Origin of the sequence: Streptomyces alanosinicus, from assembly GCF_014650595.1 — a bacterium.
Taxonomy (GTDB): Bacteria; Actinomycetota; Actinomycetes; order Streptomycetales; family Streptomycetaceae; genus Streptomyces; species Streptomyces alanosinicus.
Genome location: NZ_BMVG01000051.1, coordinates 1 through 18717, shown reverse-complemented (window position 1 = coordinate 18717; position 18717 = coordinate 1). Strand labels below are relative to the sequence as shown.

Genomic DNA, 18717 nt, shown 5'->3' with positions numbered 1-18717 from the left:
CACGGCAGGTCTTCGGGATCCGTTTGTGATCAGCTCCGCGTCGAGGGAGATCTCGGCGTACGACTGATCGGGAAATGACATGCAGCGTGCCTGTTCATCGATGAATCGGAGGACCAGACGATGAGCATCACCACCCGCGAACTCTTCGAGCACTACCACGCCTGCTGGGAGGCGCGCGACCCCGATCGGATCGCCGAACTCCACACGGACGACTCGGTGTTCCACCTGCACTCGGGCGGTCAGGCCCCCGCGCGCGGGCGAGCAGCCATCCGCGAGACAGCGGCAGGCATGTTCGAACTCGTCCCCGACTTGGCGTTTGAACGTATCTCGCTGCGCGTCGGGGAGGACTTCTGGGCTGTCCAGTTCAAGATGACCGGGACGTCTGCGGCCGGCGCCAAGGTCAACGTCGACCTTGTGGACTACGTCCTGGTCGAGGACGGGGCGGTGAAGGAGAAGCACTCCTACGTCGACGGAGTGGCGATGCAGGCCGCGTTGGCGCCCGCCGAGGTTGCCCCATAGGGGGCACGCCGCCCTCTGTCGGTGCTGCCCGGATTCGGTCCGCCCCGCAGTGCCGCTCGCACCACGGCCGTGCCCCGAACGATGCCCGCAACTTGTGGGTTCCGCATCCGGCTGCCCCGGGCCGCGAGCCGGGTGGTGGCGTCAACAACAAGAGGGACCCGGTGGAGACGGTGCTGCACACTGCCGTCTGGTGCGGGAAGGTCACCCTCGCCGCCGCGCAGCAGGCCATCGTCACCGACTGGACTACGGCGCTCAGCGGGCTCGGCCTCAGCTGACCGCTTCAGCCGGCGGGTGTGGCGAATCTGCTAGTGATCATTAGGTGGATGATGCGTTGGCCTGTGCATCTAGTGGTTGTCATAGGGCTTTTGCTGTGGTGTGACGCGGTTCTGAGCTGGGGCTTCCGAGGGTCTTTGAGTTCCGAGGGAGGCTCTGAAGTGCAGGTTTAGTGATCGTCTCGCAATGTAGTGATCGGCGTGGGATTTCCTTTTGGCTGGGTGGCCCGGGCGGCTGGGTTTGCGCTGGTCACCGAGGGGAGTAAGGGCACAGGCCGAGATAGTGGGTCGTCTGTGGGCTGGGCGGGAAGGCCGACAGCGGCTTCCGCTTGTCCAACTCGCCGTCGTGGCTGCGTGAGCGGTGGAGGGCGCGGTCATCGACTCCGGTGGCGAGACGCGGGGTAGTTCTCGGGGATGGCGAAGAAGAAGACAAGGAAGACGGGCTCTTCGGCGGGGCTGGCCCGGCTGACGCGGCAGCAGGTGCTGGACGGTGTGTCCGGACCGGACGGGGTGCGGATCGGGTTCGCCGTGCCGGAGGAGGCCGGCGCGGCGGCCGCCTTGTTGAAGGCGGCCGCCGACGACCTGGAGACCGGTCACCTCGAAGCACTCGCTCGGGGGCGATGCGGGACCTGGCTGCTGGATGCCCTCGCGGGCGGTGACTTGGGTGAGCCGCTTGTACGGGCGACGGCGGCCGGTGAACTCCAGGCTGCGGCAGCCGAGTTGTCCCTGCCGTTGGTTGCTCGAGACGGCGACGGACAGGTGACCGGAGCGCTTCTGGGTGTCCCGTCCGGCACAGTCGTCTCCGGGTTATCCCGATTGCCGGTGTCCCGGCAACAGATCCTGATGTCGATGCTGACGTTCGCGAAGATCAAGGTGATCGCGGTGTCCGAGGACGCCCGCGGCCGCGGGATTGGAGCGGCGCTGCTCAAACGGTGCGTGCAGTTGTACGAGCAAGTGGATTACACGCTGCTGTTCGGCGAGTTCGACACCGGGCGCGAACTGGGGCCGTACTACACACGGCAGGGCTTCAACGTGCTGCGGCCCGAGCAGGCCATCGACGTCGGGACCCTGCTTGCCGGTATACCGCTCCATCTCGGGGCGGGACCGGGTCTGACGTTCTTCTACCGGTGGCGCGCACCCGGCAGGTGACCGCCTGACCGGGCATCCGCGAACGGGCCGAGCACGGAACCGGACATCGCACGCGACTACACCGGCCGGTACGGCCACCTCGTCCCCGCCTACGCCGCCTCCCACCACGGCGTCCGCCTGGGCGCGTGGCTCTCTAAGCGCCGCGCCGAAGCGGACCGCCACGGCCTGCCCTACTGCTACCACCGTGCCCTCACCGAGATCTACCCCTGGTGGAACAGTCGTTGGGACAAAACCGGGCGGTGGCGCCGCACCTACGCCGCCGTCCTCAGCGCCGCACGCCAGAACAAGGTGCCCTTCCCCGATCTCAGCCTCGAACAGGCCGATAACCCCTACAGCGAATGGCTGGCCGACCAGATCGCCGCCCTGCCCCGCCTCACCACCATCCAGCACGAACTGCTCGGCCAGATCCCCCTGCGCCACCCACTCGCCTGCCTGCTGCGCCGGCCCCGCGGATACTCGGCCTGGGCTTTCCACAAAGGACTGCGAGAGGCCTACCTGTTCTGGCGCACCCACCAGCACCTCGCCGTCCCCTCCACCTACCGCGGCGACGATGGCGACGATCCGCTCCTTCTGCGCCGGTGGCTGTCTGAACGGCGCCGCAGTGTCACCCGGCTCACCACACAGCAGATCAACGCCCTTCAAGCACTGGACATGCGCTGGCGCTGAGGGGCAGACCACCTGCGTCCTGCGGCAGCGCACTGGCCACCGAGGGCAGCAGGCAGGCCTGGCACGCCGTCGCTTGCTCTGGCTTCGAGGCGGGGTCTGCTCCACCGGGCAGCAGCGGTGTGGTGGACCGAGTCACGCGTGAACGTACCGGGCCGGCGAGGTCACCGGGATCGACGGCACCGCGATCGGGCCGGCAGGCCGCGGACTTGTCGTGGCCTCCGACACCGAGGCCCACGGGCTGTTGATGTCTATGATCCGCGGCCAGGGGTAGAACGACCTGACGGCCGTCGTCGCGGGGTGCGGCCTCCATGGACTACTGGCGGGCCGTACGCTGGGCTGCGAAGACCTCCCGCCAGTGTTCGGCGGCGTGGACCAGGTCCTGGCCGACATGCCCGAGGAACTGTCCCATGTCCGCCAGTCTGGTCCCGGCGGGGGTGTCGGTGCCGAGGAGTTCGGCGCCCTCGTCGGCGGCGTCGGCGAGTACGGCGTTGAGTCGGGCGCTGGCCAGCATGGCGCGGAACCAGACGTCGTCGTCGATGACGTACCGGTCGCGCCGCTGTCGGGTGTCGCGCTCGCGCCTGATCAGTTCCTGCCCCTCCAGGTAGCCGACGGCCTTGGAGACCGAGGCGGGGCTGACCCGCAGCCGCTGGACAAGCTCGGCGGTGGTGAGGCTGCCGGTGTCGCAGGTGTACAGGCAGGCGAGGACGCCGGCCATCATCCGGGGGATGCCGGTGGCGACCAGCAGTTCGGTGAACCGCTCGGCGAATTCCTGCACCGTCGCGAGGTCGCGCCCGAAGGAGTCGGCCGCGGGGGCGGGCGCGGTCGGGGGTGGGGCCTGCCTGCTGCGACGGGCGCGGCGCTCGGTGGCGTGGTGCGCGCGTTCTGCCCGGTAGTTGGCGGGGCCGCCGTTGCGCATCACCTCGCGGGTGATGGTCGAGGTGGGGCGCTCCAGCCGCTTGGCGATCTCGGTGTAGGAGAGATCCTCGGCCAGGCCGGTGGCGATCTGCCGGCGGTCCTGCTGGGTGAGCCTGCCTCCGGGCACGGTGTCCTCCTTCTCGTGCTTTCACGTCCAGATCATTGCAACATAACCGAGGCAACTTTTGCATTCATCGGCATCTTCATTGCAATAATTTAGTGCCATTTACCTGCGACAATGCGATCTGAGAGCGTTCAGTCAATTGATGCTTTTATGAATGCAACATAGCCTTTCTCGTGTCGCGAAGGACGCGGCGAGAGGGCGGAGGAGTTCGAGATGACCATCACCCAGATCATGGACGGCGCGGTGACCGAGCAGGGCTACCCGGGCATGGTGGCCGAAGTCCGCAGCGGCGGGCAGCGGTGGTTCGGCTCGGCGGGCGTCGCCGAACTGGGCACCGGCCGGGAGCGGCTGGCCGAGGAGCAGTTCCGGGTCGGCAGCATCACCAAGACCTTCACCGCCACCGTGGTGCTGCAGCTGGCGGCCGAGTACGTGCTGAGCCTGGACGACGCGGTGGAGAAGTGGCTGCCGGGCCTGGTGCAGGGCAACGGCCACGACGGCAGCCGGATCATCATCCGGCACCTGCTCAGCCACTCCAGCGGGCTGTTTGCGTTCACCCTGGACGAGGACATGCTCCGGCGCTACGCGAGTCCGGAGCTGCTGGGGCACCGCTTCGACCGGTGGACGCCGGAGGAGCTGGTGAAGATCTCGCTCACCCACCCGGCGGACTTCGAGCCGGGCAAGGGCTTCGCGTACTCCAACACCAACTTCGTCCTCGCGGGGATGATCATTGAACGGGCGACCGGCATGTCCTACGCCGATGTCGTCGACCTGCGGATCATCCGCCCGCTCAAGCTCGCCGGGACCTACGCCGCAGGCCGCGAGACCGAGTTCCGCGGGCGGCACACCCACAGCTACTCCCGGCTGACACTGCCCGACGCCGACGCTCCGGCCCACGACGTCACCGAGCTCGACGCCACCTACGGCTTCGCGACCGGCGAGCTGGTCTCCACCACCGCAGACCTCGCCACCTTCCTCGGCGCGCTGCTGGGCGGCCGGCTGCTACCGCCCGTGCAGCTGGACGAGATGCTCACCATGACCCCCGTCCCGGACGGCACGTGGCTGGACGGCTACAGCTACGGCCTGGGCCTCTCCTCCTTTGAACTGCCCTGCGGCACCACGGTCTACGGCCACGGTGGCATGATCACCGGCAACTGGTCGTACCTGTACGGCACCCGCGACGGCGCCAAGGTGGCGGTCACGAACGTCAACGGCGACTGGGGCTGCCCGCCGCTCGACCTCTTCCCCGAGGTCCTCGACGCCGCGTTCAGCCCTGCCGACTGACCGGCCCCCTCTCTTGGTCCAGCTGGTTCTTGCCGTCGCCGAAGCGGCCACGGACCGGCCGGGATGCCAAGGTGGGCGCCTGACCGGCCGGTCTGGGAGGGCCTGCGCCGGTCTGGTCACCAGCTGGCGATGACGTCGCATCCTTGCGGGATGGCGAGGTCGAGCAGGCCGGGGAAGCGGGTGTCGAGGTCGTCTCGGCGCAGCTGGTTCAGTCGTCGGGTTCCCTCGTCGCGCTGGCGGATCACGCCGGCTTCTCTGAGGGCTTTGAAGTGGCCGCTCTGGGTGGACTTGCTGACGGGCAGGGCGAACGTGGTGCATGCCAGTTCGCCGTCGGGTTCGACGTCGGCGAGTCGGGCGACGATGGCCAGTCGGACCGGGTCGCTGAGGGCGGCCAGCACGGTGGTGAACTGCAGTTGGGTGCGGTCGGGGTGGGTGAGCTCGGTCGCGGTACGGCTGGCCATGTCTCCAGGATACCCAAACATGTTCGGTGCTCCCGAACATCTGCTATGTTCGGGAACACCGAACATAATCCGGAGGGATGAATGCCGCCTGAACGTTCCGCCGCCGCACCCGGCGGCACGCCGCCACCCCACTACCGTCCGCGTGCACGTACCAGCACGCTGGACCCGGACCCGGACAGCAAGCCCGCCCCGGGAGGGCGATGGCGGTTTTGGGCTGCGGCTTACGCGCTGCTGATGCTGCTGACCGGCACGAATCTGCCGACGCCGTTGTATCGGGGCTACGAGGCGAGATTCGGGTTCTCGCCGCTGATGGTCACGCTGATCTTCGCCGCGTACGTGGCGGTGTTGATCCCCTCGCTGCTGGTGGCGGGCCCGCTGTCGGACGCGGTCGGCCGCCGCAGCGTGCTGCTGCCGGCGGTAGCTCTGGCCGCGCTGGGATCGCTAGTGTTCGCCCTCGCAGCAGGGACGGGGTGGCTGTTCGCCGCCCGTGTCCTGCAGGGTCTCGCGCTCGGCGCGGCCTCGGGGCCGCTGACAGCAGCCCTGACAGAACTGGAGCCCACCGGAAACCGGCACAAGGCGGCGCTGGTGTCCACCGTGGCCTCCGTGGGCGGCCTGGGACTCGGACCAGTGCTGGCCGGCCTGCTCGCCCAGTACGCCCCGGCACCGCATGTGCTGCCGTTCGCGGTGGAGATCGTGCTGTTGGCCCCGGCGGCGGCAGCCGTCACCACGCTGCCGGCGACGCGCTCCAGGACCCGGTGGTGCCCTCGCCGCCCCGAGATCCCCGCTGCCCTGCGGGCGCTGTTCGCCACCAGTGGGACGTCCGGCTTCCTCGCGTTCGCGGTGATCGGGTTGTTCCTCACCCTCATCCCCACGTACGTGGCGACCCTGTCGGGCAGCACGAACCTGCTGCTGGGCGGTGCGGCCGTGGCACTGATGCTGGGCTGCTCCGCGCTCGCCCAACTCCTCGGCTACGGCAGACCGGCCCGGACCCTGGAGATGGTCGGCCTGCCGCTGCTGGCCACGGGACTGGTACTGCTGGCCCTCGCCGGCGCGCTCGCCTCGCTGATCCTGTTGCTCGCCGCGACCGTCATCGCCGGCACCGGCCAGGGCCTGGCGTTCCTCGGCGGCCTCACCGCGGTCAACCAAGCCGCCCCCGCCGACCGCCACGCAGACGTGCTCTCCAGCTTCTACGTGATCATCTATCTCGGCGTAGGCCTGCCCGTCATCGGTGTCGGCTTCCTCGCCACCGTGTCCGGTCTTCTTGCCGCCGTGCAGTACTTCGCCGACTTCATGGCGCTGTTGTGCCTGGTGATGCTGCCGGTCCTCGCCCGAGCGCGTCACGGCATCTCGGCCCCCAACGCCACTGGCTGATGCCACGCGACTGTGACCATCCCCGGGAGAAGCCATGGATGCCACCGAACTCGACGCGGCCTGCCGCGACCGAAGCGATCAACACCGCCACACCGTCCCTGCACGCACGCTCTGCCATCGACTGGACCCTCAGCCACCTCGCGCTCAGCGACCGCATCCTCGCCGCCGCAGCACGCGAGGTACTCACCGGCCTGCCCGTCACCATCGACAACCGCCGGGCCATGGACAACACCGCTATCGCCTCCTTGGTCGCCTCCACCACCCACACCCAGCGCGTCGACCTGGTGCGCCGTAACGCGACCGACCTCAGCACCGTGATCAAGGCGATCCCCGACCACGCCGCCACCACGCTCGTTCAGCTTCGCCTGGTCGGCCGCGACGGCCAACCAGTGCCCGACCAGCAGTTGTCCTGGAGCGACCTGATCCGTCTACGGGCGACCGAACACCTCCCCGGACACGCAGCCAGACTCAGGGCGCTCGCCACCGAGTAGTCCTCGTCTCAGCCCAGCACCCCGCCGTCCTGCCACCACCCGGGCGGGGCCGGTGCCCAGCGCGCGGCGCCCGGCCGACCGGGTGGCCCTCGCCTCGGTTGTCGGTCGGGGAGGAGTACGGCGGCGAGTTGGGCGCGCGGCGGTGGCGGCCCGGCATCTCGCTGTAGGAGCTTGCGCTGGTCGGACGTGGGAGCGGTCTGTCCTACGCCCAGATGAGCGCCTTCACGTCCATCCCCGAAGACGACCTGGCCCGGCAAACCGAGGACTACCACCGCCTCATGACCTGCTGAGCCGTTGCCCCCCCCGCTCACGGGCGGGGGTACGGCAGGTGTGGTGGCTCCCGATGACGGTGAGGGCGTTGACACCGGTGGCCGGCTATGCCCAGCGCATGCCGATGGCGGAGAGCTGCTCGACCCGCTCGGGGGAGAGCGCGGCGGCTCTGCTGCGCTGGTTGCTGATCCACGACCCCAGCTTGAGGTCTCGTTCCTCCTGGTCCTCGCTGTCGCCGGTGACGATCCGTTCGATGCGTCCCCTGGGTACCCGGAGGTACCCCTCGCGTTCGTAGTACTGGCGGGCGGCGCTGTAGTTCAGTGCCCACTTGTCGGCGTGCGTGTGGCGTGGCTTCGGTTTCTCGTCCTGGGCCGCGGGCTCGATGCCGAGGACGTTCTCGCACATCCACTGTTGGGCGCCGGTGAGTCGGTCCCATCCAAGGCGTTGTGCCCTGATCCACCGCCCGAGGTCTTCGCTCTGGTGGACGGCCACGGTCCGCGCAAACGGTGGCACCCATTCACATGCTCATTCCCGTGTCACCGACAACGCGTCACCTCGATGACACCACCTACCGCATCACCTCAGGCCAGACACCCACTACAATCAAAGTGACACTCTCAAGCAGATTTACAGGTCGGAACCCTTAAGGTCGTTGACGACTCCGCTGATGACGGGAGCGTTGTCGAGTACGCCGAGGGGGCTGGGTTCTGCCTGTCGGGTGATGGCTGCGGGTGCCCAGGAGTGGTCGGGCGCGGCACTGGCTGTACCGGCACCCAGGAGCCCGGCGACAGCCGTAGTGGCCAGCACCGTGGAAAACGAGCGGGACATGATCCTCTCCTTTCGCTCCCCCCCTTTGCCCCTTGGCATCCCTGACATCCTCACCGCGCCCAGACAGCCCCGCGCGTCGGCGCAGGCCATCCGAGCGGCGTCGCCCCTGCTCCACCCCCCTCTCCCGGCCGCGTGACGCGGGGGCAGGGCGACGGTGAGGTGGCACAGGAGGGCGTCGACGGTGGTGCCGGACGCGGCGGTGAAACCGAACCGGGCCTGCGTCTCGATGACGAGGCCGGCGCTGGTGGCGGCGCGGCGGCAGGCCTGCTCACGCACGCGGGGCTGCCAGCGGGCGCGTGCGGCGTCGGCCAGGCGTTGGTCGAGGTCGGCGCGGGGCCAGCAGATCTGGTCCCGAACGTACCGCTCGACGGTCCGCGGGTGACGCCCGGACCGGGCCGTATGTGCGGCCTCTTGGCTTGGGGTCGGTAGTGGTGAGAGTCGGTGGTGCTGGTCTGGTGTGCTGTGTCAGCGCTGGTCAGTGAGGTGTTGGGGCGGGATCGGCACTGTCATGAGGTGAGAGATTGATGGGTGGGATCGCTGTCGTGGGGCTTTATCGTATGGCAGCTGATGTTGTCTCAGGTTCGTGAGTTCTGATGCGCTGAGGTGGGCTGGGCAGGTGTGATCGTGGGGTGGATGAAGGTGTAGGAGTCGGCCGGGGGGCTGTGCTGCCCCGGGGGTTGGTGGTGCGTCGTTTGCTGGAGCGGCAGCCACTCGGCGCCGCGGGTGAGCGAGGTCGTCCGCCTCGACACGTGTGATGTCCATCCCGGACTCGGCTCCTCGGGCAAGCTGCACGTGCGGTTCGGCAAGGCGGCGGGCGGCTCGGGACCGTGCCCGAGGTGGGCACCCATGCTGGACGGACTGGAACGCATCCTGGCCTGGTACCTGAGCGATGTGCGCCCCTTCTTCCCCGGCACCGCACCGCTGTTCTGTGACGCCCGTGGACGGGCACTGAAGCCGGAGACGGTACGCGATCGCCTGGCCCGTCTCCTGGACCTGGAGGGCCGGTCCGGGAACGACCGGTTCACCCCGCATGACCTGCGCCGCGCCTGCGCGACCCACCACTATGAGCAGGGCATGGACCTGGTGACCGTCCAGCAGCTCCTGGGCCACCGGCACATCGCCGCGACCATGGCCTACGTCCGGCCCTCCATGGCCTTTGTCGAGGACGCCTGGCGCCACGCCACTCTCACCGCCATCACCGGCCTGGCCGGCTGACCCACGGGAGCCCCATTGACCACGCCCCTTCTCCGCGCTGTCGAAACCACCAGCCCGCCACCCCAAGTGGAGTGGAGACTGAGGATGGCCGCGGCGCAACGCGGCATCTGGACGGGCACCGAGCTGCGCCGTCTGCTCGCCGAACGGGCCGGCCTGGAACTGTCCGCAGCGTCGGTGTCCGCGCTCTTCACCAAACAGCCCTCCCAGGTGAAGCTGCCCACCCTCGCCGCGCTGTGCGCCGCCCTCGACTGCACCCCCGGCGACCTCCTGACCCTGCACACCACCGCCCCGTCCCCGGCTCCTGCGCCCAGCACCGCACCCGCTCCGGCCCCACCGCTGCCCGTGCAGCCGCAGTCTCCCGCCCGCCGGTCCATGCCACCGCTGTGACCGCGGCCAACACCCCGAAAGCAGACGGCACGACGACCCCAGGCGCCACCCGGACAGTCAAAGCCCTCTGCCCCGCCTGCAGCCGATTACGCCGACTGCGCCCTGACACGGGCCGCTGCCCCTGGTGCTCACGTACCTGCACCCTCTGTGGCGCTCCCCGGCGCTCCTCGCAGCAGCTGTGCGCGGCATGCCGGTGCCGGGAGAGCGGACAGCGGGCCCTGGGCCCGTGCCGGCACTGCGGGCGCAAACGGGTCCTCGACCCGGCAACCAGGCGCTGCCGCGCCTGTGCCGATCCCGCCACCGCCGAGCCTGCGGCACAGTGCCAGCACTGCGGGAAGAGCGGCCAGTGGGCCAAAGGGCTGTGCAAGCGCTGTTATGAGCACTCGCCGCGCACCGTCATCACCCGTGCGGACGGCTGGGCCAAACGCATGCCCACTGAGCCCTCCTGGTGGAACGACTTCGCCGCTCACCTGGCCGAGCACCGTCACCCGATCTACGCCGCTGACCTCGTGGCCACCACCGCTCGCTTGATCCTCACGACCTCGGCCTGCGACCCACCCACCCTGCTCGCGCACGCCCGCAACGATGCCCCCGAACTCACCGGGGCACTCACCGACTTCTTCCGCGCCCACGGCCACCTCTCCCCGCCACCCGGCCTCGCCGGCAGGCGAGCCGCAGCCCGCCGCGCCCGCCGCATCCAGGCCGTACCCGCCCCGCTGCGTCCCCAGGTCCAAGGGTTCGCGGACTTCCTGGTGCTCCAGCGCGAGCGGGCCCCGCAGCTGGGACTACGGCCGAACCAGCTCAAGACGATCGAGATCCGGCTGGATGCCATCCGCGACCTCGCTGGCCACCTCCACGCTGAAGGACACAGGAACTGGGCGAGCGTCACCACCGCAGACCTGGAGTCCTTCCTCTGCCGTACCCCCGCGCGCCGCGCCTCCCGTCTCACGGGCCTGCGCCAGTTCTTCGCGTACGCCCACCACACCCGAGCAGTCCTCTACGACCCCACCGGCCCTATAACTGCCCTGCAGAAAAGGGGATTTCACGGCGTCACTCTTACACTCGCCGAGCAGCGGGCCCTGTACCAGCGATGGACCACCGCCCCCGACATCCACCCGCACGAAGCGTTCATCGGCCTCGCAGCCCTGCTCCACGCGGCCACCATCACCGAGCTGCGCCATCTCACCGACCCCTGCATCGACCCCGCCCGCCACACCATCCAGTTCCCCGGCAGACAGGTGGAGCTCCCACCGGATAACGCGACCTGGACGGCGCTCCAGCGCTGCCGCGACCACCGCAGCCGGCTGCAGACCGACAACCCTCATCTCCTGGTCACCAGGCTGACCCGGACCACCTGCGCCCCGGCCGGTGCCGCGCACATCCGCGACAGCTTGGCCCCTGCAGGGCTGCTGCCCCGCATCCTGCGCTCCACCCGCCTGGTCACACTCGCGGAGGAACTCGACATCAAGGTCCTGACCGCGTCACTGGGCATGTCCTACGCGGGCGTTTCCCACTACCACAACACAGCCCAGATACCGGCCACTTGACGGTACACCAGCCGGTCGGCGCTAGTTTTTCCGCGTAGCGGATAGGCGCAGAATCACTGGGCACTGCGCAGTTCCACTGGCTGGCGACAGCGGTTGTCGTCGGTCGGTGGATCTGAGCAGGTGTTGGTTCGCTGGTCAGTGGTTTTACAGGTTGGTTGGGTGGGTTCGGGGGCGTGGTCGTTCAATCAATCTGCGTTATGGCGGGTACGCCTTAGTGTGTTGACCTGGGCGTTCTTGGCTGGTTGTGGCGGGCTGCGCAGGTTTTTTGAGTGCTGTGCAGGATGAGTGGTTGTCGGATTAAGTCGTCTGGTTGTTGCCGGGCTTGTGTGGCTGTACGGGTCCGCTGGTACTTCTTCTGTGGCGGGAGGGGCCGTTCGCGTCGAATGTTCGTCGAGCAGGATGGCGGGCCTGGTCTGCGAGCCGTGTCCTCACCCGGCTGTGATGCTCTGGTGGTGGTCGTGGTAGGTAAGGCGGATGCTTGGCCGACTTTCCCTCGATGAGCAACTCGACGGCTTGCGATCCGTGCTCTGTCAGAACGAGGTCTTGACCGACGTGATGGCCGGGGCGGCAGCACTGGATCTGCCCGGCTGGTACGTGACGGCGGGCTGCCTGTTCCAGACGGTGTGGAACGTGGTCACCGGCAGGCCCCCCTAGGCGATGTCTCTCCGATCATGAGCGGAGCCATATGACAATGGCTGCCAGGGTGACAGTGCCGAGGAAGACGTGGCCGCGCTTGTCATAGCGCGTGGCCACGGCCCGGAAGCCCTTGAGCTTGTTGATCGCCCGCTCGACGACATTGCGCTTCTTGTACCGCTCCTTGTCGAAACCGGGAGGCCGGCCACCGCGAGAGCCGCGCTTGACGCGGTTGGCCGCCTGGTCGGCCTTCTCCGGAATGACATGGCGGATACCGCGTTTGCGCAGGTAGGCACGCGTGCGTCGATTGCTGTACGCCTTATCGGCGCTCACGCTGTCGGGCCGCGTGCGCGGACGCCCGAGGCCCGTCCTCGGCACACGGATCTTCTCCATAACCGGCTCGAACTGCGTGCAGTCCGCCCGCTGTCCGGGCGTGACCACCAGAGACAGCGGCCGGCACCTGCCGTCCGCGCTCAGGTGGACCTTGGTGGAGAAGCCGCCGCGCGAGCGGCCCAGACCCTCACCTGCAGCACCACCTCCGCCAGGTGGTCGGCCAGGCCCGCCCACGCCGGATCGCTCTGATGTGCCATCGCATCTGCCCCTTTTGAGAGCGCGGGAGGCGGCGGGGCCTTGCGCGCGCCGGCGGCGTGCTGGTGGGCGCGCATCACCGTGGAGTCGACCGAGACGTCCCAGTCGATTGCGCCTTCGGCATCCACCGCGGCTTGGACCTGCTGCAGAAGTCGCTCCCAGGTTCCGTCGGCCGACCACTGCAAGTGCCGTTTGTGGACGGTCTTCCACGGGCCGAACCGCTCTGGCAAGTCGCGCCACTGCACACCTGTCCTCACCCGGTGCAGGACCCCGTTGATCACCTGCCGGTGATCCCGCCACCTGCCACAACGTCCATTACTCGCTGGCAGGAGCGGTTCCAGCCGAGCCCACTCCTCGTCTGTCAGATCACCGCGACCACTCACACCAAACTAACGATCCGATGATCGGAGAGACACGCCCTAACGGCATCAAGGATTACGACGTCTTCTACTTCGACAGCGGCGACTTGTCCTGGGCAGCGGAGGACGCCGTGATCAAGGCGGGTCAGGAGGTGTTCGCCGGCCTGCCGGCCGAGGTGGAGATCCGTAACGAGGCCCGCGTGCATCTCTGGTACGAGAAGAAGTTCGGTGTGCCCTGTCCGCCGCACGAGTCCACCGAGGCCGCGATCGGCTGCTTCGCTGCGACGACGTGCTGTCTGGGGGTTCGGCTGGAGCCCGATGGAGGGTGGCGTGTGTATGCGCCTCACGGGCTGTCCGACGTGTTCAACCTGGTCGTGCGCCCCAACTCGGTACTTGCTCCGCGGGAGGTCTACGAGACGAAGGCGGCGCGTTGGAAGGATGAGTGGCCGGAGCTCTCCGTCCTGCCGTGGCCGAACTGATGGGTGACGTGGCTACCGAGCCTTCACGGAATTGCGGACAGTGTCAAAGATCCTCATGACGCAGACACTGACTGTCCTTCCTCAGGGGCGGCGGTCTCCTCGTAACTGCCTGTTTTCAGGCTGTCGTTGGCGCGGGCCGGTTATGTCGTGCTGGTGGGTGGTAGCCGAGGTGGGTGAGTTCGGTGGGGCCTGGGTGGCGGTACGTCCACCGCGGGCGGGCACCGGGGTGGGGGCTGGGGGCGTAGTTGATGCGGTTGTTGAGCCGGTCGGGGTAGAAGGCCGGGTCTTGAAGCCAGGGCCGGCCCAGGAGGGCGGCGATGGCGGTGTGGACGGGTGGTGCGCTCTCGGGCCGTTCGAGGGCGGTCAGCGTACGGGGGTGGTGGGCGATGTATTGGGCGAGGGTGATGGTTTCGGGGTAGGTGATGGCCGCTCGGGCGAGGGCGTACCACAGGCGGGTGCGCTTGTTGTTGCCGATGCGGCGGGCGCGTGCGGGCCAGATGCGCTCTTGCGCGGGTGCTGTGCGCCGCCAGGTCTCGGTCAGGGACATGGACTGTGCGAGGGCGTGGTCGGCCGCGGTGCCCCAGCGGCGAAGGAAGCGGATGTGGGTGCGGTGGGCGGTGAGGATCTCCGGGGTGTGCTCCAGATCAGCGTGGTCGATGGGCAGTTGGGTGCCGGCGAGGGTGTGGCGGCCGAGCATCCAGGTGTGGTGGCGGCGGCAGATGAGGCGGCTGTCGGGCAGGTACTGGGGGACGGGGTGTCTCTGACCGGTGCGGGCGAGGGTGCAGCCAGGGCAGCCGGTGACGGCGTTCACCGGTGCGGGCCTCAGCCGGGCGCGGGCGGAGGCGGGGTTGGGCTTGTCGCGGTACTGGTCCCACTGGGGGAGCGCGTGGCAGAGGTGTTCCTCAGGGACCCCGGCGAACGAGGCGATCAGGCGGCGGCTCGGGGCGTTCAGGTACAGCTCGATGCTGGTGTGGGGGGCGTGCGGCCGGGTGCGTTCGTTGTCGACGCGGGGGCGGGGGATGCCCAGGCCGTTCAGCAGTTCTGCGGTGGTCAGGTGGTGGCTGCGGGCTAGGCGCTGGATGTAGGAGGCGGTGGTCTCCCATTGCAGCGGGGCCACGCGCCGGATGCTGGGGCGTGGGGGAGCTGGCATGTCAGGTCCTGGCCGGTGGCCGTGCGGTCTGTTCGGCGAGTTGGTCGACCTCGATGTCGGCCAGCAGCCGTTTGGTGATCTTTTCGGTGCCGTCGAGGATCGCGGCGATGGCGGCTTCCCTAACGAGGGCGGAGAGGCTGCCGATCCTGCCGGCGGTGCGCTGGTGGAGGTAGGCGGCGTGCCGTGTGAGGGCGCCGGGGCGGTGGTGGGTAAGCCGCAGGGCGCTTTCCATGCCGCCGACCAGGCCTTCCCAGGCTGTGCGTTGTGTGGTGCTGCCGTAGGCCAGGGGAGGGTTGCGCACCATCTTGAACCGCCCGGCCAGCTGCGCACCGCGGTTGCCGGTCAACAGCGGGGAGGCCTCGATGGCGACGCCGGCATACACGAACGTGGCGGGGATGCGTTCGCTGAGGTGCTTCATCTGGTCGGAGGTCTCGGCACCGGCGCGGGTGCGGGTGTTGAGCAGATGGACGTCGTCGACGAGGACGAGCCGGGTCGCCAGATCGCGAAGAGCGCCGCAGACGATGTCGGTGATCCGCGCCTGGTTCATCGTCTTTGCGATGGGCAGGTCGAGGAACCGGGCCAGTTCGGAGACCAGCATCTTCGGTGTGGCGGCGGGCGGTACGGACAGGAAGACCACGGGCAGTCGCTCGCCGGGGTCGGTGTGGCGGGCCCGGTCGGCGAGGTGGAAGGACCGCCCGAGCTGCTGCAGAGCGGTGGTCTTTCCGGTGGTGGGTGGGCCGGAGATCATCAGCCCCCGCCGGGCGGTGCCGTTGTGGTGCCGGTTGAGGATCATCAGCCGCCGCAGGGTGAGGGAGATCTTGTCCATGACCGGGGTGGAGAGGATCACGAACCGGGAGTGGTAGTCGAGGCGCTCCTGAAGCGTCCACGGGCCCGGGCCCGGCAGGCGAGGGGGTTCGGCGTCGATGAACTGCATCCACTCCCGCCATGTGGTCGGTGAGGCGAACGGGCCGGTGTGCGCCGCTGCTTGGCCGGGGACTACCACTGCTCTGCCTCCTGATGGGCGTCGAAGACTTCCCAGGCATCAGCTGTGCCGGTGACCGGGTCGTCGGCGTCGTCCTGATCGGGCTCCTCTTCGCTCAGCCGACTCGCCTCTCGGGTCCCGAGCACGCCGGTGTCCGCCTGCGGGACCACGCCCGTGGGACCTGCCCCAAAGCCGGTGGCCGGCTCCTGGCCGCGGGTACCGGCGGTCTTGCCGCCGGCGCGACGCAGGAGTTCGTCGAGTGCGCGGGCGAGGTGTTCCTCGTGTTCGGCACGTCCTGCGCGTTGCTCGACGACGGTACGGATGTGCCGCCAGGCGGTGTCGGTGAAGGGCCGGCTGACCAAAGTGCGGTGGATCCATCCCGCCTCGGCCCAGCCGGTGGGCAGACGCACCCAGCAGCGTGAGGGCTCGTAGGGGTTGTAGTGGACCTCCCACTTGCCGTCCTGCGCGGTGGAACGCTGCCGGTGGCCGTTGAGGGCCTTGCTGTCGTAGGTGCGGTAATCGAACCGGATGCCCTCGGCGCCGATCGCACACCGCCGGGCGGGAAGCAGCTCGATGTAGTCGGCGGCCTTCAGCGGAACAGGCACGTGCCCGGCGATGCCGACCAGGGCCGCCCACATCTCGTTGGGCGTGAGCGCCAGCTTGGGCATCAGAGGGTGGCACAGTGCCCGGTGCCGCCGCTCCTGCCACCCACTGATCACCCACTCGTCCAGCAGGTCCTGGAGCTGGGGCAGGGTCCAGCAGGCTTCGTCCTCGACGCGGCGGCCGCGCCGGCTGATGTGGCAGCCGGTGTAGCCGGAGACGTATTGCGCGAACAGCGTCCCCACCGATCCGAAGCCGCGCTCCACGTGGCCCTTCGCGGGCCCGGACGCGGGCGGGCACGGCTGGACGGAGATTCCCAGATGCTCGGCGGCCGCGAGAAAGCACTGGGAAATGAACACCCTGCCCTGGTCGATGACGACGGTGGACGGGAAGATCACCGGTCACGCAGCAGCGCCCTGCATCCGGGCATCGATGCTTAACAGCCGCTCGTAGGGGATCACCGAGGAGGCCATCGCCAGCGCTTCGGCCCAGGCGGGCCGCAGGGGCTCGGGCACGACGGTCTGCGCGAGGAGGACTGCCGCGTCGACCGCCTTCGTTCCCCGCGGGCGCAGCACGGCGGCGGTGATACTGCGGGTGGCCACGTCCATGGCCATGGTCAGTTCCAGCCGCCCGGTGCGCCCGTCCTCGAGCACGGCCAGCACGTCCAGCGGGGTGCTGTCCATCATGACGAGCTCGCCGGGCCGCGCTGCGACGGTGGGCGTGAACGGCGGCTCAGGCCGACTCGTCCGCCAGCGCTGCTGTACCGCAGGGTCCAGCAGCCCCTGGCCGTCGGCGACCGCATGGACCAGCCGATTGAACGTAGCCACCGGCGGCACCTCCACCGTGCCCGGCCCGTAAGCGTCCTCCAGCAGCCAGCCCACCTGCCGACGCAGCCGGCTCAGCGTCCCGGTGGACCGCTCCCGCTGCGCCTCCAGCGCTGTCCTGATGGCGTTGACCACCCGCTCGTCGGCACGCCCCCACGGCGACCTCGCTCGTGTCGTACGCCCGTCGACCAGCCCCCACACGCCCTGCCTGCGGTAGCGGGTGCGCATGCGCCGTACCGTGGCCACGCTGACCGGCTGCCCCTGCTCTGTGAGTTCCGCCGCCTTGGCCGCCTCCCGCTCGGCGAGGCTGCGCAACTCCGGGGCGAACTCCTCACGCGGCGCACCCCTCCCGCCTGGCTCCGGATGGCCCGTCTCGACCTCGCGGATGTGCCGCTCCCAGGCCAGAGCCTTCTCGCGGACGCCTGCCTCAAGGCCCGCCAAGGGCCCCCACACCGGCGCCCGGCGCGGCTCGGCACAGTCGGCCACCACACAGAAGTCCTCATCGGCATACAGTTGCGTGAGCAGGAGCACCTGGACGCTCCCGTCCTCACCCACGATCCGGCATCGCGGCCCGTCCAGCCCCGCCAGAGTGAACACACCACCGGCGAACCGGATCTGGTCACCCACCTCCACCACATGCCGCACAGCGCTCACCGCCCGTGCCGTCCGGCCGCGGCAACCAGAGTGCCTTCGGTGAGCGGCCGGTCCAGCGCCGCGGTCAGTTCCCCACTCCACAAGCCGTGGTAGACGACCGGCAAGGTCCGGACCACATCACCGAGCGCGGCAGTCCCCTCCGCCAAGGGCCGCCGAGACGTGAAGACGTCACGCAACCGGCCTGGACGGACACTGCCCGCGCAGCGCGGGTGGCGGTACCCGGACAGCCAGCGCACGTTGGCCACCACCACCGGATCCGCGGCAGGCTCGACCCGGTACTGCCATCCCGCCTCCTGCGCACACTCCTCCAGCACAGCCTGCACACCGGCAAGACGACGCGGCAGGAAGCCGGCACCAAGGCAGTCCACGAGCACGTGTCCTCCGTCAGCGATGCGCGCGGCCAGCTGCGGAGCATGGGCTACCACCCGCCTGCCGTCCCGCCACACGAATTCCAGCGGGCGGCACGCCAGACCCACCACCCGCCGTTCCTGGTCCAGCAGCATCAGGTGGTCCCGCATCGCCGCGCTCCCGTAGGCCACCAACCGACCCGTAGTGGCCGCCCACCACCAACCAGGAGCCAACCTCCTGCCCCGGCGCACCGCGAAACCGCGTACCGGCGGGCAGTCGGCCGGAACCAGTTCCGCGGCCACCTCCAGCCACGGCCGCTGCTCCGGCAGACCGTTCGCGCCGATGAACCGCACATCGACATCCCTCACACGGACCCGACCGCTCCCCGAACGGTGGTCACCACTCGTGCTGCTCACGCGGCCAGTGAAGACCTGACCGGCACATCTGCACAATGCGCAGATCGAGAGCGCCCCCTTAACAAGTGAAAACCCTTCCGAATGCACCAACAGGGCGGTCGCACATCTGCTATGACTGCACATCAGCCCGTGTGAATGGGTGTGGTGGTGGCGCTGGTTGGGCGTCAGCGGGGTCTGCGCGGTTGTCC

The 18717-nt window shown here is 69.1% G+C and carries 21 protein-coding genes and 2 pseudogenes; 12 read left to right on the top strand and 11 right to left on the bottom strand.

Annotation, left to right across the window (positions count from 1 at the left end; all coding sequences use genetic code 11):
• Positions 1–120 precede the first annotated feature (120 nt).
• From IE277_RS41895 to IE277_RS41880, 4 genes are all read left to right on the top strand, one after another.
• Positions 121–519, top strand: coding sequence for a nuclear transport factor 2 family protein (locus tag IE277_RS41895; protein ID WP_189958961.1), 399 nt, complete (start codon positions 121–123; stop codon positions 517–519).
• A gap of 92 nt (positions 520–611) precedes the next feature.
• Positions 612–794 (top strand): hypothetical protein, encoded by a 183-nt coding sequence (locus tag IE277_RS41890; protein ID WP_308433475.1) that lies wholly within the window; start codon positions 612–614, stop codon positions 792–794.
• 411 nt (positions 795–1205) lie between these two features.
• Positions 1206–1940, top strand: coding sequence for a GNAT family N-acetyltransferase (locus IE277_RS41885; RefSeq protein WP_189958960.1), 735 nt, complete (start codon positions 1206–1208; stop codon positions 1938–1940).
• Between the two features lie 288 nt (positions 1941–2228).
• Positions 2229–2606, top strand: a complete 378-nt coding sequence (locus IE277_RS41880; RefSeq protein ID WP_189958959.1) for a Helicase associated domain protein — start codon at positions 2229–2231, stop codon at positions 2604–2606.
• Positions 2607–2919: 313 nt separating this feature from the next.
• Here IE277_RS41880 and IE277_RS41875 read toward each other — a convergent pair whose 3' ends face one another.
• Positions 2920–3648, bottom strand: coding sequence for a GbsR/MarR family transcriptional regulator (locus IE277_RS41875; RefSeq protein WP_189958958.1), 729 nt, complete (start codon positions 3646–3648; stop codon positions 2920–2922).
• Between the two features lie 210 nt (positions 3649–3858).
• Here IE277_RS41875 and IE277_RS41870 point away from each other — a divergent pair, with 210 nt between their 5' ends.
• Positions 3859–4926, top strand: a complete 1068-nt coding sequence (locus IE277_RS41870) for a serine hydrolase domain-containing protein (RefSeq protein WP_189958957.1) — start codon at positions 3859–3861, stop codon at positions 4924–4926.
• A 116-nt stretch (positions 4927–5042) separates the two neighbouring features.
• Here the strand turns inward: IE277_RS41870 and IE277_RS41865 are convergent, their stop codons facing one another.
• Positions 5043–5387 carry an ArsR/SmtB family transcription factor gene (locus IE277_RS41865; RefSeq protein WP_189958956.1) on the bottom strand — a complete coding sequence of 115 codons (345 nt, stop codon included), beginning with the start codon at positions 5385–5387 and terminating at the stop codon, positions 5043–5045.
• Positions 5388–5468: 81 nt separating this feature from the next.
• On the opposite strand from IE277_RS41865, the gene IE277_RS41860 reads away from it, so the two are divergent.
• Together IE277_RS41860 and IE277_RS41855 are read left to right on the top strand one after the other, a co-directional pair.
• Positions 5469–6758 (top strand): MFS transporter, encoded by a 1290-nt coding sequence (locus IE277_RS41860; protein ID WP_229882411.1) that lies wholly within the window; start codon positions 5469–5471, stop codon positions 6756–6758.
• A gap of 38 nt (positions 6759–6796) precedes the next feature.
• Positions 6797–7249: a hypothetical protein gene (locus tag IE277_RS41855; protein WP_189958955.1), complete on the top strand. Its 453-nt coding sequence runs from the start codon at positions 6797–6799 to the stop codon at positions 7247–7249.
• Positions 7250–7624: 375 nt separating this feature from the next.
• Here the strand turns inward: IE277_RS41855 and IE277_RS41850 are convergent, their stop codons facing one another.
• The 3 genes and pseudogenes from IE277_RS41850 to tpg all read right to left on the bottom strand — a co-directional run.
• Positions 7625–8032 (bottom strand): helicase associated domain-containing protein, encoded by a 408-nt coding sequence (locus IE277_RS41850; protein ID WP_444544861.1) that lies wholly within the window; start codon positions 8030–8032, stop codon positions 7625–7627.
• A 114-nt stretch (positions 8033–8146) separates the two neighbouring features.
• The gene (locus IE277_RS41845) at positions 8147–8347 is read right to left on the bottom strand and encodes a hypothetical protein (protein ID WP_189958954.1); all 201 of its coding nucleotides are present in this window, start codon (positions 8345–8347) and stop codon (positions 8147–8149) included.
• A 138-nt stretch (positions 8348–8485) separates the two neighbouring features.
• Positions 8486–8728 (bottom strand): annotated as a pseudogene (tpg, locus tag IE277_RS50215) (telomere-protecting terminal protein Tpg); the annotation flags it as partial.
• A 342-nt stretch (positions 8729–9070) separates the two neighbouring features.
• On the opposite strand from tpg, the gene IE277_RS41840 reads away from it, so the two are divergent.
• The 4 genes and pseudogenes from IE277_RS41840 to IE277_RS41825 all read left to right on the top strand — a co-directional run.
• A complete protein-coding gene (locus tag IE277_RS41840; protein WP_229882410.1) occupies positions 9071–9562 on the top strand; it encodes a tyrosine-type recombinase/integrase in 492 nt (163 codons plus the stop codon).
• A gap of 84 nt (positions 9563–9646) precedes the next feature.
• Positions 9647–9949 (top strand): helix-turn-helix domain-containing protein, encoded by a 303-nt coding sequence (locus tag IE277_RS41835; protein ID WP_189958953.1) that lies wholly within the window; start codon positions 9647–9649, stop codon positions 9947–9949.
• A 428-nt stretch (positions 9950–10377) separates the two neighbouring features.
• Positions 10378–11496: a site-specific integrase gene (locus IE277_RS41830; RefSeq protein ID WP_189958952.1), complete on the top strand. Its 1119-nt coding sequence runs from the start codon at positions 10378–10380 to the stop codon at positions 11494–11496.
• Positions 11497–11970: 474 nt separating this feature from the next.
• A pseudogene (locus tag IE277_RS41825) lies at positions 11971–12147 on the top strand (nucleotidyltransferase family protein); the annotation flags it as partial.
• A gap of 18 nt (positions 12148–12165) precedes the next feature.
• On the opposite strand, the gene IE277_RS41820 reads toward IE277_RS41825, so the two are convergent.
• Positions 12166–13100 (bottom strand): IS5 family transposase gene (locus IE277_RS41820; RefSeq protein ID WP_444544860.1). Its coding sequence is split into 2 segments (ribosomal slippage): positions 12166–12651 and positions 12654–13100, totalling 933 coding nucleotides; the frame shifts between segments, so codons are not numbered across the junction.
• A 17-nt stretch (positions 13101–13117) separates the two neighbouring features.
• Between IE277_RS41820 and IE277_RS41815 the strand changes: the two genes are divergently transcribed.
• On the top strand, positions 13118–13555 hold the full coding sequence (locus IE277_RS41815; RefSeq protein WP_189958951.1) for a nucleotidyltransferase family protein: 438 nt from the start codon (positions 13118–13120) through the stop codon (positions 13553–13555).
• A gap of 115 nt (positions 13556–13670) precedes the next feature.
• On the opposite strand, the gene IE277_RS41810 is transcribed toward IE277_RS41815, so the two are convergent.
• The 5 genes from IE277_RS41810 to IE277_RS41795 form a co-directional block, all read right to left on the bottom strand.
• Positions 13671–14672 (bottom strand): TniQ family protein, encoded by a 1002-nt coding sequence (locus tag IE277_RS41810; RefSeq protein WP_189958950.1) that lies wholly within the window; start codon positions 14670–14672, stop codon positions 13671–13673.
• Between the two features lie 34 nt (positions 14673–14706).
• Positions 14707–15639: a TniB family NTP-binding protein gene (locus IE277_RS41805; protein WP_189958949.1), complete on the bottom strand. Its 933-nt coding sequence runs from the start codon at positions 15637–15639 to the stop codon at positions 14707–14709.
• 62 nt (positions 15640–15701) lie between these two features.
• Entirely contained in the window at positions 15702–16685 is a 984-nt protein-coding gene (locus IE277_RS48285) for a hypothetical protein (protein ID WP_229882409.1), read from the bottom strand.
• A gap of 3 nt (positions 16686–16688) precedes the next feature.
• Positions 16689–17765 carry a hypothetical protein gene (locus IE277_RS48280; protein WP_229882408.1) on the bottom strand — a complete coding sequence of 359 codons (1077 nt, stop codon included), beginning with the start codon at positions 17763–17765 and terminating at the stop codon, positions 16689–16691.
• On the bottom strand, positions 17762–18717 hold a 956-nt coding region (locus IE277_RS41795), incomplete at its 5' end, for a TnsA-like heteromeric transposase endonuclease subunit (RefSeq protein WP_229882407.1). The genes IE277_RS48280 and IE277_RS41795, both read right to left, overlap by 4 nt.

Excerpts from the sequence above, each read along its gene's own strand:
- IE277_RS41895 (WP_189958961.1), top strand. The coding sequence starts at position 121 with ATGAGCATCACCACCCGCGAACTCTTCGAGCACTACCACGCCTGCTGG.
- IE277_RS41885 (WP_189958960.1), top strand. The coding sequence starts at position 1,206 with ATGGCGAAGAAGAAGACAAGGAAGACGGGCTCTTCGGCGGGGCTGGCC.
- IE277_RS41870 (WP_189958957.1), top strand. The coding sequence starts at position 3,859 with ATGACCATCACCCAGATCATGGACGGCGCGGTGACCGAGCAGGGCTAC.
- IE277_RS41865 (WP_189958956.1), bottom strand. The coding sequence starts at position 5,387 with ATGGCCAGCCGTACCGCGACCGAGCTCACCCACCCCGACCGCACCCAA.
- IE277_RS41860 (WP_229882411.1), top strand. The coding sequence starts at position 5,469 with ATGCCGCCTGAACGTTCCGCCGCCGCACCCGGCGGCACGCCGCCACCC.
- IE277_RS41855 (WP_189958955.1), top strand. The coding sequence starts at position 6,797 with ATGCCACCGAACTCGACGCGGCCTGCCGCGACCGAAGCGATCAACACC.
- IE277_RS41845 (WP_189958954.1), bottom strand. The coding sequence starts at position 8,347 with ATGTCCCGCTCGTTTTCCACGGTGCTGGCCACTACGGCTGTCGCCGGG.
- IE277_RS41835 (WP_189958953.1), top strand. The coding sequence starts at position 9,647 with ATGGCCGCGGCGCAACGCGGCATCTGGACGGGCACCGAGCTGCGCCGT.
- IE277_RS41830 (WP_189958952.1), top strand. The coding sequence starts at position 10,378 with ATGCCCACTGAGCCCTCCTGGTGGAACGACTTCGCCGCTCACCTGGCC.
- IE277_RS41815 (WP_189958951.1), top strand. The coding sequence starts at position 13,118 with ATGATCGGAGAGACACGCCCTAACGGCATCAAGGATTACGACGTCTTC.
- IE277_RS41805 (WP_189958949.1), bottom strand. The coding sequence starts at position 15,639 with ATGCAGTTCATCGACGCCGAACCCCCTCGCCTGCCGGGCCCGGGCCCG.